Origin of the sequence: Baekduia sp. (genome assembly GCF_035685985.1) — a bacterium.
GTDB lineage: Bacteria > Actinomycetota > Thermoleophilia > Solirubrobacterales > Solirubrobacteraceae > Baekduia.
This window is the reverse complement of the sequence record NZ_DASRZV010000028.1, coordinates 294828-310531: the sequence shown is the minus strand read 5'-3', so window position 1 is coordinate 310531 and position 15704 is coordinate 294828. Positions and strand designations below refer to the sequence as shown.

At 73.7% G+C, this 15704-nt stretch carries 14 protein-coding genes; 6 read left to right on the top strand and 8 right to left on the bottom strand.

Annotated features, from left to right (window positions below; genetic code table 11):
* Window positions 1–5: 5 nt before the first annotated feature.
* Genes VFG42_RS19200 through VFG42_RS19185 form a run of 4 tightly spaced genes read left to right on the top strand, consistent with a single transcriptional unit; the run spans window position 6 to window position 4989 of the window.
* Window positions 6–941: an amino acid--[acyl-carrier-protein] ligase gene (locus VFG42_RS19200; RefSeq protein WP_324910391.1), complete on the top strand. Its 936-nt coding sequence runs from the start codon at window positions 6–8 to the stop codon at window positions 939–941.
* Window positions 932–1909 carry a DUF1839 family protein gene (locus VFG42_RS19195; RefSeq protein ID WP_324910390.1) on the top strand — a complete coding sequence of 326 codons (978 nt, stop codon included), beginning with the start codon at window positions 932–934 and terminating at the stop codon, window positions 1907–1909. The genes VFG42_RS19200 and VFG42_RS19195 overlap by 10 nt, the downstream gene beginning before the upstream one ends.
* Complete coding sequence (locus tag VFG42_RS19190) at window positions 1893–4043, top strand: hypothetical protein (RefSeq protein WP_324910389.1); 2151 nt, start codon at window positions 1893–1895, stop codon at window positions 4041–4043. Before VFG42_RS19195 ends, VFG42_RS19190 begins: the two co-directional genes overlap by 17 nt.
* A 7-nt stretch (window positions 4044–4050) precedes the next feature.
* Window positions 4051–4989, top strand: coding sequence for a glycosyltransferase family 2 protein (locus VFG42_RS19185; protein ID WP_324910388.1), 939 nt, complete (start codon window positions 4051–4053; stop codon window positions 4987–4989).
* Here VFG42_RS19185 and VFG42_RS19180 read toward each other — a convergent pair.
* The 3 genes from VFG42_RS19180 to VFG42_RS19170 all read right to left on the bottom strand — a co-directional run bounded on the left by VFG42_RS19180 (window position 4964) and on the right by VFG42_RS19170 (window position 8134).
* Complete coding sequence (locus VFG42_RS19180; RefSeq protein WP_324910387.1) at window positions 4964–5587, bottom strand: helix-turn-helix domain-containing protein; 624 nt, start codon at window positions 5585–5587, stop codon at window positions 4964–4966. The two genes, VFG42_RS19185 and VFG42_RS19180, sit on opposite strands and share 26 nt — an antisense overlap.
* Window positions 5584–6114 (bottom strand): DUF2867 domain-containing protein, encoded by a 531-nt coding sequence (locus VFG42_RS19175; protein WP_324910386.1) that lies wholly within the window; start codon window positions 6112–6114, stop codon window positions 5584–5586. Before VFG42_RS19175 ends, VFG42_RS19180 begins: the two co-directional genes overlap by 4 nt.
* A gap of 583 nt (window positions 6115–6697) precedes the next feature.
* Entirely contained in the window at window positions 6698–8134 is a 1437-nt protein-coding gene (locus tag VFG42_RS19170) for a lipopolysaccharide biosynthesis protein (RefSeq protein WP_324910385.1), read from the bottom strand.
* 42 nt (window positions 8135–8176) lie between these two features.
* Between VFG42_RS19170 and VFG42_RS19165 the strand changes: the two genes are divergently transcribed.
* Both VFG42_RS19165 and VFG42_RS19160 read left to right on the top strand, forming a co-directional pair.
* Window positions 8177–9223, top strand: a complete 1047-nt coding sequence (locus tag VFG42_RS19165) for a hypothetical protein (protein ID WP_324910384.1) — start codon at window positions 8177–8179, stop codon at window positions 9221–9223.
* Window positions 9223–9732: a GNAT family N-acetyltransferase gene (locus tag VFG42_RS19160; protein WP_324910383.1), complete on the top strand. Its 510-nt coding sequence runs from the start codon at window positions 9223–9225 to the stop codon at window positions 9730–9732. The genes VFG42_RS19165 and VFG42_RS19160 overlap by 1 nt, the downstream gene beginning before the upstream one ends.
* Here the strand turns inward: VFG42_RS19160 and VFG42_RS19155 are convergent.
* Genes VFG42_RS19155 through VFG42_RS19135 form a run of 5 tightly spaced genes read right to left on the bottom strand, consistent with a single transcriptional unit; the run spans window position 9698 to window position 15690 of the window.
* Complete coding sequence (locus VFG42_RS19155) at window positions 9698–11083, bottom strand: hypothetical protein (protein WP_324910382.1); 1386 nt, start codon at window positions 11081–11083, stop codon at window positions 9698–9700. The two genes, VFG42_RS19160 and VFG42_RS19155, sit on opposite strands and share 35 nt — an antisense overlap.
* Complete coding sequence (locus VFG42_RS19150) at window positions 11080–12561, bottom strand: O-antigen ligase family protein (protein ID WP_324910381.1); 1482 nt, start codon at window positions 12559–12561, stop codon at window positions 11080–11082. The genes VFG42_RS19155 and VFG42_RS19150 overlap by 4 nt, the downstream gene beginning before the upstream one ends.
* Complete coding sequence (locus tag VFG42_RS19145; RefSeq protein WP_324910380.1) at window positions 12540–14393, bottom strand: FlgD immunoglobulin-like domain containing protein; 1854 nt, start codon at window positions 14391–14393, stop codon at window positions 12540–12542. Before VFG42_RS19145 ends, VFG42_RS19150 begins: the two co-directional genes overlap by 22 nt.
* Window positions 14390–14929, bottom strand: coding sequence for a histidine phosphatase family protein (locus tag VFG42_RS19140; protein WP_324910378.1), 540 nt, complete (start codon window positions 14927–14929; stop codon window positions 14390–14392). The genes VFG42_RS19145 and VFG42_RS19140 overlap by 4 nt, the downstream gene beginning before the upstream one ends.
* Window positions 14926–15690: a phosphosulfolactate synthase gene (locus VFG42_RS19135; protein ID WP_324910376.1), complete on the bottom strand. Its 765-nt coding sequence runs from the start codon at window positions 15688–15690 to the stop codon at window positions 14926–14928. The genes VFG42_RS19140 and VFG42_RS19135 overlap by 4 nt, the downstream gene beginning before the upstream one ends.
* Window positions 15691–15704 lie beyond the last annotated feature (14 nt).

Sequence of the window (15704 nt, the reverse complement as noted above, 5' to 3'; positions counted from 1 at the left end):
GCACCGTGGCCGACTTCCGTCCGGGCACCCCGGACCAGGACGCGCTGCTCGAAGCGCTGATCGAGGCGGGCCACCTGGTCCCGTCCGGCGTTCCCGGCGTCTACGGGCGCGGGCACGACTACGAGGACGTCCGCCATCGCTTCGACGCCTACGTCACGCGCGTGGCGGCCGAGGCCGGCGAGCGCCCCGAGGTCCTGCGCTTCCCGCCGGTCCTGCCGCGCCAGCAGATCGAGGACCTCGGCTACCTGGAGAACTTCCCGCACCTGGCGGGCTCGGTCTTCGCCTTCGAGGGCAAGGAGCTCGACGCCCGCGCGATGGCCGAGACGGCCGGCGCGCACGGCGACTGGAGCGGCCATCTGCACCAGACCGACCTCTGCCTGACGCCCGCCGTCTGCTACCCGGTCTACCCGGCGATCGCCCGGCGCGGCACGCTGCCCGCGGGCGGCGTGACGATCGACCCGGGCGGGTCCTACGCGTTCCGCCACGAGCCGTCGGGCGACCCGGCGCGCCTGCAGATGTTCCACATGCGCGAGCTGGTGCGGATCGCCGAGCCCGAGGTCGTGCAGTCCTGGCGCGACCAGTGGCGCGACCGCGCGCTGCAGCTGCTGCGCCACCTCGGCCTCGACGCCGACTTCGACGTCGCCAACGACCCGTTCTTCGGGCGCTCGGGCCGGATGATGGCCGCCTCGCAGCGCGAGCAGTCGCTGAAGTTCGAGATCCTCGTGCAGATCGCCGGCGACGAGCCGACCGCGATCGCGTCCTTCAACTACCACCAGGACCACTTCACGGCGATCTACGGGATCGACACCGCCGACGGCGGCCGCGCCCACACCGCGTGCCTGGGCTTCGGCCACGAGCGGATCGTGCTGGCGCTGCTGAAGACCCACGGACTGGACGTGGCCTCGTGGCCGGCGGACGTGCGCTCGCACCTGTGGGTCTGACGGCGCTGCTGGACGCCGACCCGGCGTCGTACGTGCCGCACCCGGTGCACCGGGCCGCCGACCGGACCTACGTCGAGACCAACTGCTACACCGACGTCGTCGTCGAGCTGCTGCACGCGCGCGGCGACGAGGCGCTGGGCGCGGTCGGCTCCAACGTGCGGCTGGACTTCGAGGGCGACCAGTGGTCGTTCTTCAAGCCCGACCCCCACGACCTGGAGCTGCTGTACGGGGTCGACGTCCACGAGATGCAGCCCTACCGGCCGCTGCCCGAGCAGGTCGAGGCGCAGCTGGCGACCGGACGGACCATGTCGATGGAGTTGGACGCGTGGTGGCTGCCGGACACGGCGGCGACGTCCTACCGGCGCGAGCACGTCAAGACGACGGTGATCGCCGAGGGCATCGACCGCGCCGGCGAGGTCTTCCGCTACTTCCACAACGCGGGGCTGCACGAGCTGTCGGGCGAGGACTACCGCGAGGTCTTCGCGCCGGGCGCGCTGCCGCCCTACTGCGAGCTGATCCGGTTCGACGCGGGGCCGCGGCTGGAGGGCGACGCGCTGCGCGACGCCGCGCGCGAGCGCCTGGCCTGGCACCTGGCGCGACGGCCGCGGACGAACCCGTTCGAGCGCTTCGGGTTCGGGCTGGAGCGCGACCTGCCCGCGCTGCTCGAGGGCGATCCGGCGACCTATCACGCCTATGCCTTCGCGACCGTCCGGATGGCGGGCTCGGGCTTCGAGCTGCTGGCCTCGGAGGTCGAGTGGCTGTTCGGCGGCGGCGGCGACGGCGACGGCGACGCGCCCGCGGGGCCGGCCGGCGAGGCGGTCGCGGCGATGCGCGAGATCGTCGGCGGCTGCAAGCTGTTGTCCTTGAAGCTCGCGCGCCGCCGGGCCTTCGAGACCGCGCCGCGGATCGCCGACCTCGCCCGCGCGTGGGAGCGTGCGACGGGCGGGTTGGATGCCGCGCTGGCCTGAGCAGCGCGACCTGCGCCGCGAGCGGCTCGCGTTCGACGCGAGCGGGCGGCGCGCGTCCTTCGACGGCGACGACTGGGACGCGCTGGTCTTCGACGGGATCGGCGGCGGCGCGTACGAGGTCGTCGTCAACGGCGACGTGGTGCTGCGCGGCACGTCGATGTTCGCGTCGCACGCGGTCGACGTGCGCGGGCGGCTGCGCGCCCAGGGCAACGTGGTGGAGATCCGCGCCGTCGGCTGGCCGGAGGTGCCGCGCCGGCCGCGCCAGCGCTGGCGCACGAAGGTCGTCGAGGACGCCGGGACGCTGCGGTGGTTCCGGACGGCGGTGATCGGGCGCGCGCCGGGCTTCGCGCCGGCGCCGGCGTTCGAGGGCGCGTGGCGGCCGGCGTGGCTGGTGCGCGGCACGCCGGTGACGCGGCTGGTCCTGCCGCGGCTGGAGGGCGTCCAGGGCGTGGTCGTCATCGACGACGCCGAGGCCGAGGCGGTGGTCCTGGACGACACGCGCTTCGCGGTGGTCGACGGCGTGGCGCGCGTGGGCGCGGTCGAGCCGTGGTGGCCGCACACGCACGGGACGCCGCGGCTGTACGAGCTGTCGTTGATCGTCGACGGCGCGACGGTCGGGGTGGGACACGTGGGCTTCCGCGCGGTCGCGTCGCCCGATCCGGACGCCTTCGGGCTGGTGGTCAACGGCGTGCCGGTCTTCACGCGCGGCGCGGTGTGGACGCCGGTGGCCGAGGACGAGGTGCGCGCGACGCTGGTCGCGCTGCGCGACGCGGGCGCCAACCTCGTGCGAATCCCGGGCATCGGCGTGCCCGAGACGCCGGAGTTCTGGGACGCGTGCGACGAGTTGGGGTTGATGGTGTGGCAGGACTTCCTGTACGCCAACATGGACTACCCGTTCGCGGACGAGGGCTTCCGCGCCGCCGCCGAGGACGAGGCGCGCGCGTTGTTGTCGTCGATCTCTGGGCGCGCGTCGTTGGCGGTCCTGTGCGGCAACAGCGAGGTCGAGCAGCAGGCCGCGATGTTCGGGGTCGATCCGGCGCTGGGGCGCGGGGCGTTCTTCGGCGAGGTGCTGCCGGCGCTGGCGCGCGACGTCGGCGCCGACGTCCCGTACGTGCCGAGCGCGCCGAGCGGCGGCGCGCTGCCGTTCCATCCGGCCCACGGCGTGGCCAACTACTTCGGCGTCGGCGGCTACCGGCGCCCGCTGGGCGACGCGCGGGCCGCGGAGGTCAAGTTCGCGTCCGAGTGCCTGGCGATCGCCAACGTGCCCGACGGCGCGGAGCCCGACGCGGGCTTCGTCCCGTGCGACGTCGGCGCCGACTGGGACTTCGCGGACGTCCGCGCGCACTACGCGCGCGAGCTGTACGGCGACGCGGCGGCGGCGTCGGGCTCGGCCGCGCTCGCGCGGCAGGTCAGCGGCGAGGTCATGGCGCGCGTGTTCGGCGAGTGGCGCCGGGCGGCGTCGCCGTGCGCGGGCGGGATCGTGCTCTGGGCGCGCGACCTCCAGGCCGGCTCGGGCTGGGGGCTGCTCGACGTGGGTGGTCGTCCGAAGGTCGCGCTGGCGCACCTGCGCCGGGCGTGGGCGCCGCGCGCGCTGTGGCTGGTCGACGAGGGCCTGGGCGGCGTCGACGTCCACGTCGCCAACGACCGGCCCGAGGCCTGGGCGGTCGAGCTGGAGGTCCTGCTGCTGGCCGACGGGACGCACGCGATCGCGCAGGCGCGCGAGGAGCTGGTCGTGCCGGCGCGCGGGTCGCTGGTGCGCAACGTCGAGAGCCTGTTGGGGCGCTTCGCGGACGCGGCCTACGCGTATCGCTTCGGGCCGCCGGCGCACGACGCGGTCGTCGCGCGGATCGGCGATCTGGTCGCCGCGCACTTCCCGGTCGGGCCGCCGGTGGAGCGCGCGGCGTTCGCGCTGGACGTCGCGGTCGACGGCGACGCGGTGGTCCTGCGCGCCGACCGCCTGGCGTGGGGCGTGCGGGTCGAGGGCGACGGCCTGGTCGCCGACGACGACGCGTTCGTGCTGCTGCCGGGCGTCGAGCGGCGGGTGCGGGTGGAGGGCGACCCGAGCGGCGCGCGGGTCACGGCGCTCAACCTCATCGGTGAGCGATCGGTCAGCGCGTCGGATGTGGCAGCCTGACGCTGCCTTGGGCGTCGAGGTCTCCTTCTGCGTCGTCAACACCAACCAGCGCGAGCTGCTCGTGCGCTGCCTCGACGCGATCGCGGCCGAGCGCGAGGCGCTGCCGTTCGAGACCGAGGTGCTGGTCCTCGACAACGCGTCGAACGACGGCTCGGCGGGCGCGGCGCGCAGGCATCCGACGGTCACCGAGGTCGTCGCGCTGGACCAGCGGCGCGGCAAGGGCGAGAACGACAGCGCGCTGTTGCAGCGGGCCCGCGGGACGTTCGGGCTGCTGCTCAACGAGGACTCCGAGCTGCGGCCGGGCGCGACCGCCGCGCTGCACGCGGCGCTGACCGCGCGGCCCGAGGCGGGCGCCGCGGGCGCGAAGCTCCTGCGCCCCGACGGGCGCGTGCAGCCGTCCGCGTGGCGCTTCCCGACGCCGGCGACCGCGCTGGTCGGCGCGGTGTTCCTGCACAAGCGCTTCACCGTGCAGTCGCGCGGGCGCAAGGCGCGGCGGGTCGACTGGGCGCAGTCGGCGGCGCTGCTGGTGCGCCGCGAGCACGCGCGCGAGATCGGGTGGTTCGACCCGCAGTTCTTCGTGTACTCCGACGAGGTCGACTTCTGCCGTCGGCTGGCCGACGCCGGCCACCCGACGCTGTGGGTGCCGGCGGCCGAGGCGATCCACCACGAGCAGTTGTCCACCGGGTCGGTCCCGGAGCGGCGGATCGTCGAGCTGTCGCGCAACCGCGACCGCTACATGCGCAAGCACCACTCGTCCGGCGCGGCGTTCGTGGTGCGCGTGCTGACCGCGTGGACCTACGCGGTGCGGGCGATGGTCGCGGTGGCCGCGCCGGGGCACGACCCCAAGCGCTACTGGAAGCACGTGACCGCGACGCTGCAGCCGTCGCGCGGCGAGGGCCTGCGCGAGGCCGCGCACGAGTTCAACCGCGGCGGGCCGACGCTGTAGGACCGGCGATCAGGCCGCGCGCGATGCGCTGCGCGACGTCCACGTCGACGTCGGCCCGGCCTGAGAGCGTGATGACGGCGGCCTCGATCGCGGCGAGCGTCGCGGCGGCCAGCGCGGCGGCGGGCGGACCGGGCGGGATCGTCCCGTCGCGCCGGCCCGCGAGGACCAGCGCGCGGACGCGGGCGACGAGCTCGCGCTGCTGGGCGTGCAGGGCGTCGCGGATCGGATGGTCGCGCGCGCCGAGCTCGACGCGGATCGCGGTCATCACCCCGGCGATGTCGCGCCGGCAGTAGATCGCGTGGCGGCGGGCCAGCTCGGCGATCGCGTCCGCGGGCGCGAGGTCCTCGTCGAAGACCGTGCCGACCTCGGCGTACCACGTCTCCCGCACCCATTCGAGCGTCGCCAGGACCAGCGCGTCCTTGTCGGCGAACTGGTGGTAGAGCGCGCCGCGCGTGTACCCGGCCTCCGCGGCGACCTCGCTGAGCACGAGGTGCCCGTAGCCGACCCGCGAGATCCCGCGCGCGGTGGCCTCCAGCAGCGCCGCGCGCGAGCGGGCGCGCCGGTCGGCCTGGGTGCGACGGGTCGGCGAGGCGGTCACGCGGCGACACGCTCCCACATCCGCCGGCCCTGGCGCATCATCGCCGGGTAGACGATGAGGTGGCGAAACGGCCGGATCGCCAGCATGTAGGCCTTGCCCTTCAACCCATTCGGCTTGACCAGGACCGCCATCCGCACGCGGATCCGCTCCGGGTCCGTCGGGCTCGGCACCGCGCCCAGGTGCATCACCCCGTGCATCGTCTCGTTGGCGGCCTCCGCCGCGAACTCGTCCTCGGTGATGTACAGCGACACGAACGGCAGCCGCGCGAACGCCGGCGGATCGGTATCCCGCAGGTCCTCGGGCAACCGCCGCCCGACGCTCTCGACCCGCGCGCCCAACCCACCCTCCTCCTCATCCCATCCCAACAACTCCCCCACCTTCCACCGCACCGCCCACAACGCCCGCGACACCACCGACCCCCGCTCCCCCGGATCCATCGCGCAAATCAACTCCACCAACTTCCCAAACTCCCCCCTCGTCCCCTCCCCCGGCAACTCCCACACATCCTCCAACTCGAACTCCCCCACGACCTCCCGAACCCGCCACGGAACGCCGGCATAGGCCTCATCAGGCAGCCGACCCCCCGGCCGCTCGCGGTCGCCATGGTGTGAGTTACGTACATGCATGCACGTATGTTGCCACCAGCGCGCGGCGACGGCAAGCGAGGCGAACGGGGGCGCGATGGAGCCGGGGGCGCGGCGGGCGACGGCGCGGTGAAGCGGTGGCGCGAGGGGACGGCGACGCGGCAGGCGGCGAACCCGAAGTACCGGTACCTCTCGGCCCGTCATTTGCGGCGCGGATCGTCGTCGCTCACGGTGCGGGCTGTCCGTAGGCGTGCGCCAGCACGTCAAGGACCAGCGCGTGCCGTGAGCGGCGTCGAGACGCCGCGCAAATGACGGGCCGGCCCAGGCCCGTGGCGTCTCGGCCACGAAACGCCACGGGTCAGGGGTCCAGCGGCGGCGCCGCGGGATCCGTCATCCCCAAGAGACCCAGCGTGCGTGCCGATCCCCATCCGCGGCGTCGTGGGCGACGATACGCCCGGTCGGCGCGGGCTTTCGATCGGACATTTGTCCGGGGCCGAACCGAAAAAGGGGGAATCGGAATCCGCTGTCAGCGGTTTGCGGGGAGCACCGCTTTCAGGTCCTTCAGGCGCACGACGTTCGCGGCCAGCAGCGCGAACGGGACCGCGCAGAGCAGCGCGAAGCGCGTCAGCAGGCCGATGGCGCCGTGGGTCGGCAAGAGCAGCTCGCCGCCGACGCCGACGACGGTCAGGACGAGGACCGCGCGGGTCAGCCGGCCCCATTCGAACGGCACGACGAAGAGCTGGCGCGTCAGCGTGTGGAGGACGATCAGGATCACGACGTAGGCGCCGCAGAGCGCGATGCCGGCGCCGGCGATCCCGAGCGGGTCGACGAGCGTGACCAACAGCACCACGTTGACCACGAGGCCGGCGGCGGTCGCGGGGAAGTTGCGGGTCGTCACCTTCGCGCGGCCCGCGACCGTGATCAGCACGAGCACGAGCCCGTAGAGCGCCCATCCGAGCGCGACCCACGGCAGCGCCTCCGACGCCCCGTAGTACGAGGGGTTGTCGGCGAGCCCGTGCACGGCCCAGCGGCCGACGAGCAGCACGCCGCAGACGACGGTCCCGGTCACCGCCACGTAGGCGGTCGTCACGCGGGCGTACAGCCGGGCCGCCTGCTCCTCGTCGGTCACGCTGTAGGCCAGCGGCGGCCACGCGGCCTGGAAGCCGCGGACGGCGACGATCACGACCGTGCTCAGCTTCGCCGCGAAGCCGTAGCGCCCGGCCGCGTCGGCCGACTGGGCGTGCAGGAGGTAGGTCCGGTCGACGACGTTCAGCGCGAACGCGGCCGCGTCGGCGGGCACGGTCGGGCCGCCGAAGCGCAGCAGCACGCGCGTGCCGCGCGGCGGGCGGAACGACACGCGGTCGCGGTGCAGCGCCCAGAGCGCGACGAGCACGATCGCCGACGCGCCGTAGTTGCCCAGCACGTACCCGCGCGCGCCGCCGTCGGCGATGACCACCAGCGACACGGTCAGCGCGACCGTGAGCAGGATGTTGGCCATCGAGGCCGTCACGTACAGCTTGAAGCGCTCCTCGACGCGCAGCAGCGCGTTGGCCATCTCGAGGTTCGTGAACACCCAGAGCCCGAACAGCCCGGTCGACATCAGCGTCGCGTCCTCGTGGGCGAGGATCAGCCGCGAGAGCGGCCCGGCGAACGCGAGCCCGACGAGCGTGACGACCGTCGACGCGTAGAGCGTCCACGCCGTCGCGGTGCGGGCGAGGTGCAGGCGGCGCAGGTGGTCCTCGTCGTCGAACCAGTAGCGCACGAACGCCTCGCCGATCCCGAAGCGCAGCAGGATCGACGTGAAGATGATCGCCGTCAGCAGGTTCTCGGCGTAGCCGTAGTCGGCCGTGCTCAGGTGCCCCGTGTACAGACGCAGGGTGACGAGCGCCAGCAGCGCCGAGAGGACGCTGGGCGCCTGGTAGGCGAACGTGCCGGCCAACAACCGGCGAAACAGGGCGGCCATGGAGCGGGGGCCACGCTATCGCTCGGCTACGCTCCAGCGCTCGTGCCCGAGCTGCGCCCCCTCTGCCTGCTGCTCCTCCCGCGCCCGTTGGAGGGCTTCATCCTGCGCGACCAGGCGGAGGACCTGTTGCGGGCCGAGGGCGTCGTCGCGGTGGACCCGCCGCGCGTCCCCTACGGCGCGCTGGCGCGCCTGCCCGGCCGCGTCGGCGACGTCCTGGCCCAGGGCGTCGCGCGCCGCCTCGTCAAGGCGCTGCGCCGCAACGGGGACCGGCCGAAGGCCATCGTGATCTTCCATCCCGTGCAGGTGCTGCTGGCCCGCGCGATCCTGGAGCGGGTCCCGGACTGCGAGCTCTGGTACGGCCGCTGGGACCGCTACGAGCACGCCTACGACGCGGGCCCGCACCTGCGCGAGCGCCTGGCCGAGATGCACGAGGCCGCCGCGCAGCTGTCGTCGCTGACGTTCGTCGCCTCCGACGAGCTGGCGCGCCTGGAGCACGAGGCCGACCGCGACGCCGTGCTCGTCCCGCTCAGCGCCGACGGCTTCCCCGCGCCCGACCCCACCGACACGGTGATCGCGGTCTCGCTCGGCCACCTGGGCTGGCGGACCGACTGGGCGCTGCTGCGCGCGGTCGGCGAGCGCCTGCCGAACCTGACGCTGCTGCTGATCGGCGCCTGGCACGACGACGAGTCCAAGGGCGACGACGACTACGCGTGGTGCCGCGCGCACCCCGGCTTCGTCTGGCTCGGCCCGCGCTCCGACGCGGAGGCCGCGCGCCTGATCCTGTGCGCCGACGTCGGGATCGTCCCGTTCAAGGTCGAGCCGTTCAACGACGCCGGCCTCCCCTACCGGATCCTCAAGTACGCCCGCCTCGGCCGCCGCACGGTCACGCCGGAGCTGGCGGGCGTCAGGACGTGGGCCGACGCGGTGACGACGGCGCCCGACGCCGAGGCGTTCGCGGCCGCGCTGGTCGAGCAGGCCGGAACGCGCCTGCGGCCGCACCTCGAGCTGCGCGCGTGGGCGCTGGACCAGACCGCCGACCGGCAGAACGCACCGCTGTGGCGACGGCTGCGGGAGCTGGGGATCGCCTGATGGGCGATGCCGTCGAGATCGTCCGCGGTGCGGTCGACGGCCTCGACGACCTGCGCCCGCTGTGGCTGGCGCTGCGCACGCACCATCACCAGGTCGCGCCGGACCTCGGCCCCGTCCGCGGCGACGAGGAGACGTGGCGCCTGCGGCGCGCGCAGTACGAGGAGTGGCTGACGAACGACCCGCGCAACTTCGTGCTGGTCGCCCGCCGCGGGGGCGGCGGGCGCGCGATCGGCTACGCGTTCGCCCGCGTCGCCGACTCCAGCTCGCCGACGTGGGACGGCGAGCGGGTCGTGCTCGACGTCGAGACGCTCGTCGTCGCGCCGGAGGCGCGCGGCGCGGGCGTCGGCGCGCGGCTGCTGGCCGTGCTGCGCGAGGAGGTCGCCCGGCGCGGCTACGACCGCCTCACGCTGACCGTCGTCTCCGCCAACCGGGACGCCCTGCGCTTCTACGAGCGCGAGGGCCTGGTCCCGACGTTCACGGTCCTTCGGGACACCCGAGGTACGCCCTGAAGCTCCCGGCGCGGTCGCCGCGGAGGAACCCGTCCGGCGGCGCGTTGGTCCGCGGCGACGCCCCGTCGGCGAAGCCGTAGCGGCGCAGGAGCTTCTCGCCGAGCAGCAGCAGCGCGACGCCGTGCTTGCGCTGCACGGCGCTGCGGGAGCCGACCTGCTTCTGCGACGCGTCGAGGATCCAGCGCGTGTCGGGCACCAGCCGGTAGTTGGGCAGCGTCACCGGCCCGCACGCGCGGCCCTGGACGACCGTCGGCGTGTGCAGCACCGCGACGAGGTCGGTGTGCGTGGAGCGGATGAAGCGCAGCTCGGTGGCGAGCTTGTCGAACGCGTCGGCGCGCACGACCACGAACGCGAGGCCGGCGACGACCGCCACGGCGAACAGCGCGCGCGTCCGCGTGACGAGGTACCCCGCGGGCAGGCACAGCGCGACGGCCGGGACCGTGAGGTAGCGCGGGAGCACGCTGAGCCCCGCCGCCGACGTGGCGAAGAACGTGAACGACCCGGCGAGGAACAGCGCCAGCGGGACGTACGCCGCGCGCGCGTCGCGCCGCCGCCACGACCAGATCGCGCCCGCCAGGGCGGCCAGCGCGACCGGCAGCCGCGCCGTGTCGACCAGGAACGACACGAAGTCGCCGGGGACCTCCGAGAACGAGCGGCTGCGGTTGAGCTCGTCGGCGAGGTCGGACGTCGAGTGCAGCGAGAACAGCGGGTCGCCGGTGACGACCGCGTCCACCCCGCACCAGATCGCCGGCGCGACGAACGGGATCGCCAGCAGCGACCACAGCGGCGTGCGCGCGCGGTAGGACAGCCACAGCCAGTAGGCGCCGCCCAGCAGCCACGCCTCGGGCCGCAGCAGTCCGGCGAGGACGAGCAGGATCCAGACCGCGCGACGGCCGCGCGGGGCGGAGCGCTCGGCCTCCAGCGCCGCCGCCCACAGCACGAGCGCCAGGAACGGCTCGTCGACGTAGGCGCGCGCCGCGTACAGCAGCAGCGCGAACGACGAGCCCGCCAGCAGCGCGGCCATGAGCCCGGCCCTGCGGTCCCAGATCGCGGTGCCCAGCCGGTAGACCGCGTAGGTGAACGCGACGTGGCAGAGGCAGGTGAACAGCACCAGCAGCCGGTCGCCGTGCGCCCCGAAGAGCTGCATGAACCAGCAGATCGCGATGTACAGCGGGTGCTCGGTCGGCGCCTGGTAGGCCTCGAACGTCGGCAGGTGGCCGGCGGCGATCTCGCGGCCCCAGACCAGGTGGTAGTAGGCGTCGTAGTTCGGATAGGTCGGGACGAGCGCCCAGAAGAGGATCGCGCCCAGCGCGACGGCGCCGACGACCAGCAGCTCGGTGCGCCGGGTCATGACGCGACGGCGGCGACGTCCGGGCGCTTGCGGTGGCGCGGGATCAGCGAGAAGGCCAGGCCCGCGCCCAGCAGCGCCCACGTCAGCGGGTCCTCGAGGAACGACGCGTAGCTCCACGTGTGCAGCACCAGCGCCGCGAACGCCGCGGCGAGCCCCGCGCGCACCGGGTCCTCGCGCACGCCGCGGAACAGCGCGGTGAACGCGACGACCAACAGCATCAGGTAGAGCGACAGGCCGATGATCCCCTGCTCGGCGGCGACGGTGACCGGGATCGTGTGCGACGCCGAGACGGCCTTCTCGGCCGAGCCCTTCTCCTGGCGCCGGTAGGCGCGCGAGAACCCGCCCGACCCGTAGCCGGCCAGCGGCTTGTCGGCGAACAGGTCCAGGCCGCCCTTGACCAGGTCGTAGCGGCCCGACGTCGCGGTGTCGGCCGACTTGGAGGAGTTGAGGTCCAGCCGCACCGACGACGGCGCGACGACGACGAACAGCGCGCCGATCACCAGCGCGGCCGCGCCGACGCCCAGCGCCCAGCGCGGCGACCAGCGCGCGCCGGCGAGGACCAGCAGGCCGAGCAGCAGCGCCGCGAACGACGACTGCGACAGCGTCAGCACCAGGCCCGCCCAGAGCACGACCAGGACGGCGGCCGACCCGTACACGTTGCGCGGCGTGCGCGACCAGATCAGCACGGTCGCCACCCCGAGCATCACGATCGCCAGGAAGCGCCCGTAGATGTTGGGGTCGAAGAACAACGAGTTGACGCGGAAGTAGTCCTCGAACTGGTTGGAGGCGATGACCTTGGGGTTGAGGAGCAGGTGCCGCGTCTCGTACTCGACGAAGCCGATGCACGCGAAGACGATCGCCAGCCCGACGAGCACCGCGAGCACGCGCACGGCCAGCTCGCGCGACCACTCGATCCGCGCCAGCAGCGCGAACAGCAGCGCGAACGGCACGTAGAAGAAGACGACGTTCTCCAGGGCCTTGTCGAAGTCGTCGGAGTAGGACGCCTGGATGGCGTACACCACGACGGTCAGCGCCAGCAGCCACTCCAACATGGTGGCCTTGCGCTCGCGCTCGTCGCCCTTCTCGCCCCAGATGCGCGGGACGACGTAGGCCAGCGCGCCCGCGCCGACCACGACGTACAGCGGCACGAGCAGGTTCGAGGTCGACCCGCCGGACGCGATCGGCACCCGGAACGGGATCGCGAACGCCGCCGCCAGCGGGAACGCCCACGGCCGGCGGTCGAAGAGCACGGCCAGCGCGCCGAGCGCGGCCAGCCCGACGAGGACGGCCACGAGCGCCAGCGCCGGGTGGTCGCGCAGCGGGCGGATCTGCTCGGTGTCCCAGATGTCGGCGACCAGGAGCACCGGGGCGAGCACGAGCGCCCCGAGCGTCGACCACGCTCGGGCGCGCGCGCCGGGCAGCAGCACGGCGCCGGCGGCCAACAGGGCCGTGACGATCAGCGGGAGAGGAGCGTCCACATCCTCACCATCAGCGCGCTGGACGCCGGGTCGGTGTCGTCGGCGGCGCGGCGCGCGAACGACGGGAAGCCGGGCCGGATGACCAGGCCCTTCCCGAAGCGCGCCGCGATCACCACGGTCTTGGGGTCGGCGGAGTCATCGGTGACCGTGTTGGAGAGCAACTGCGCCTCGTCGCCGGCGCGCTCGGTCGGCTCCCACGACTCCACGTCGTGGAAGACGCCGTCGGCGCCCTTGAAGAGGTCAAGCTTGGGGTCGTTGGTGAAGTTCGTCAGGTTGGTGGTCTTGGTGACCAGGTTGCCGATCCGCATCCCGAACAGGTCGGTGGCCTTGCGCGGCGAGGGCTGGACGAAGCGCCCGGTCTTCGGGTCGAAGCCCACCGTGCGCCGCAGCGAGTCGGTGCCCAGCGAGACGACCGTCCCGCCCGCCTTGGCGAACGCGCGCAGCGCCGCGCGCACCTTGGACGGCAGCCAGCGCGCGTCGCCGGGGATCAGCACGCCGGCGTGGCCGGCGAGCTGGGGCCCGGTGCCGCCCAGCAGCGCCAGGTCGGTCGTGAGGTCATAGCGCTTGCCCTGGCGGTCCAGCCAGCGGAACACCTCGGCCTCCTGGTCGCCGAAGCCCTGTGGCAGCCCGTCGCCCGCCCAGAAGCGCACCGCGCGCGCCGGCACGCCGAGGTCGAGCGTGTTGGGCGCGCCGTCGCCGTCGTCGTCGACCGGGTTGCGGCCCTGCCAGGTCGTGTAGGGCAGCACCACCAGCACGCCGTGCGGCTTGGCCGCGGTGCCCGCGACCGACGCGCGCGCCTGGACCGGGAAGACGACCCGCGTCGAGCGCGACGCGGTGTGCGCGGTGAAGACGTACATCCGGGACTTGCCGCCGGGCGCCGCGAAGCGCACGTTGGGCGTCGTCTTGGGGTTGGTGGAGCGCGCGCGCACCGCCGAGGTCCCCAGCGCCCGCACGTCCCACCGGTAGCGCCGGCCGCGCGCGTCGACCTTGATGTCGACGGTGTCGCGCGCCTTGACCGCGGTCACCGGCGTCTGCGCGGCGAGGTAGCGCACCGTGATGCCGCCGTGGCCCGGCAGCTTGCCGCGGTCGAGGATCGGCAGGCCGGTCGCGCGGTCCAGCGGGACCGAGTTGCCGATGTTGCCCGCGAAGTCGCGCCACTGCAGGACGACGAGGTAGGTCCCGGCCGACACGCGCTTGCCGGCGTCGTCGGTCCCGTTCCACGAGAACGTCGTCGAGCCCTTGGGCAGGGGGTGCTCGTAGACCTGGCGGGGCGTGCCCGGCGCGGTCTTGAAGATCATCAGCTTGCCGCGGAAGCCGACCGGCGAGAAGTGGATCTTCGCGGGCCGGCCGTCGAGCTCGGGCAGCAGCTCGGGGCCGTAGGCCTTCTCGGGCCCGATCGAGCGCACCTTCGGCCGCGGCGGCGTCGTGTCCTTGACGATCGAGCGCTGCGGGATCACGGACCGCCCGAGGTGGCGCAGCGTGATCCGGATCCGGTAGCGCCCGTCGGGCACGAGCTGGCCGTGGTCGTCGCGGCCGTCCCACTTCAGCGACGGCTGGATCGGCTTGTAGGCGTCGAGGTGCTTGTCGTCCATCAACGTCCGGACGGGGTCGCCCTCGGCGTCGAGGATCTCGACGGTCACGTCGTCGGACTGCTTGATCCGGAACGTGATGTGCGAGGCGTCCAGGCGCCCGTCCCCGTTGGGCGAGAACGTGTAGTTGACCATCAGCCGCTGCACGACCGACGGCGAGTTCTTCAGGCGCTGGGCCACGAAGAACGCCGCGAAGGTCGCGGCGACCAGCACCGCGAAGATGACGACCGGCGCGCGTCTCAAGGCAGGTCGATCAAGGACGCGTTGGGGATGTCGGCCGACCGGTAGGCGTCGTCGCCGTGGATCGCGGCCAGCGCGAGCCGGATCGAGCCGCGGTGGCAGACGATCAGCACCGGCAGCGGGCCGGTGCGCGCCGCGTCGATGCCTTCCAGCACGCGCAGCTGCTGCTGGGCGAACGACTCGCCGCCGGGGAACGCGAAGAACGGGTCGGCCTCGACGTAGGCCTGGAACAGCTCGGGCTCGGCGGCCTGGACCTCGTCGAACGTCCGGTCGGTCCAGTCGCCGCAGTCGGTCTCGGCGAAGCGCGCGTCGGAGACCGGGTAGTGGCCGATCGCGGCGCCGACGATCTCGGCGGTCTCGCGCGCGCGGCGCAGCGGCGAGCACAGCAGCGCCGACCACTGGCGCTCGGCGGCGGCCCGCGCCAGCTCGCGCGCCTGCTCGCGCCCGACGTCGTCCAGCGGGACCGCCAGGTGGCCCTGGAAGCGGCGGACGGCGTTGTACTCGGTCTGGCCGTGGCGGGCGAGCGAGACGAAGGTCATGGCGTCGGGGGTTGGGTGGCTTGCACGGTGTCGGAGCGCAGGCCGAGGCGCAGCGTCTCCAGCGACAGGACGTCGGTCGGCGCGATGTTGCCGAGGTTGACCTCGCGCCCGAAGCGCTTGAGGAACCACACCTGCTGCTCCTTGCGCGGCGCCTCGAAGATCAGGTGCGCCGGGTCGATCGCGTGGACGATCTCGTCGATCAGCCCCATGCGGACCTCGCCGTCGCCGCGGAAGATCCCGACGTTCCCGGACTCGCGCGCCTCGGCGATCACCTTCCAGGCGCCCGCGGCCAGCTCGGCCTCGATCTCCTCGACCCAGCGGTACGGGGCCATGATCTTCTCGTCGTCCTTGGAGCCCACCTCGGAGAAGACCGTGAACTCCCGCGCGAGTCGCGCCACGATCTCGCGCTTGCGCTCGGCCTCCAGGGCGATCGTGCCGTCGGAGACCTCGACGTGCGAGATGCCGAGGTCCTTGCACCAGGCGATCAGCCCGTCGAGGCGGGCGTCGCGGATCGCGAGCTCGGTCAGCGTGCCGCCGAGGACGACCGGCACGTCGTGCGCCGCGTAGCGCGCGAGCTTGGCCTCGAGGTTGGCGGTGACCAGCGCGGTGCCCCAGCCGAGCTTGACGATGTCGACGGCGTCGCCGGCGACCTCCATCAGCCCGTCGACCTCGGCGCACGACAGGCCCTTGTCCAGGACGTGCGTCAGCCCGCGCTCGCGGGGCTTGGGGCTGCGCTCGGGAAGGTCGAGGAACCCGGCCACGTCGAAGGGGTGCG

Coding starts and splice junctions, on each gene's coding strand:
- VFG42_RS19140 (WP_324910378.1), bottom strand. CDS start 14,929: ATGACCTTCGTCTCGCTCGCCCGCCACGGCCAGACCGAGTACAACGCC.
- VFG42_RS19160 (WP_324910383.1), top strand. CDS start 9,223: ATGGGCGATGCCGTCGAGATCGTCCGCGGTGCGGTCGACGGCCTCGAC.
- VFG42_RS19170 (WP_324910385.1), bottom strand. CDS start 8,134: ATGGCCGCCCTGTTTCGCCGGTTGTTGGCCGGCACGTTCGCCTACCAG.
- VFG42_RS19155 (WP_324910382.1), bottom strand. CDS start 11,083: ATGACCCGGCGCACCGAGCTGCTGGTCGTCGGCGCCGTCGCGCTGGGC.
- VFG42_RS19190 (WP_324910389.1), top strand. CDS start 1,893: ATGCCGCGCTGGCCTGAGCAGCGCGACCTGCGCCGCGAGCGGCTCGCG.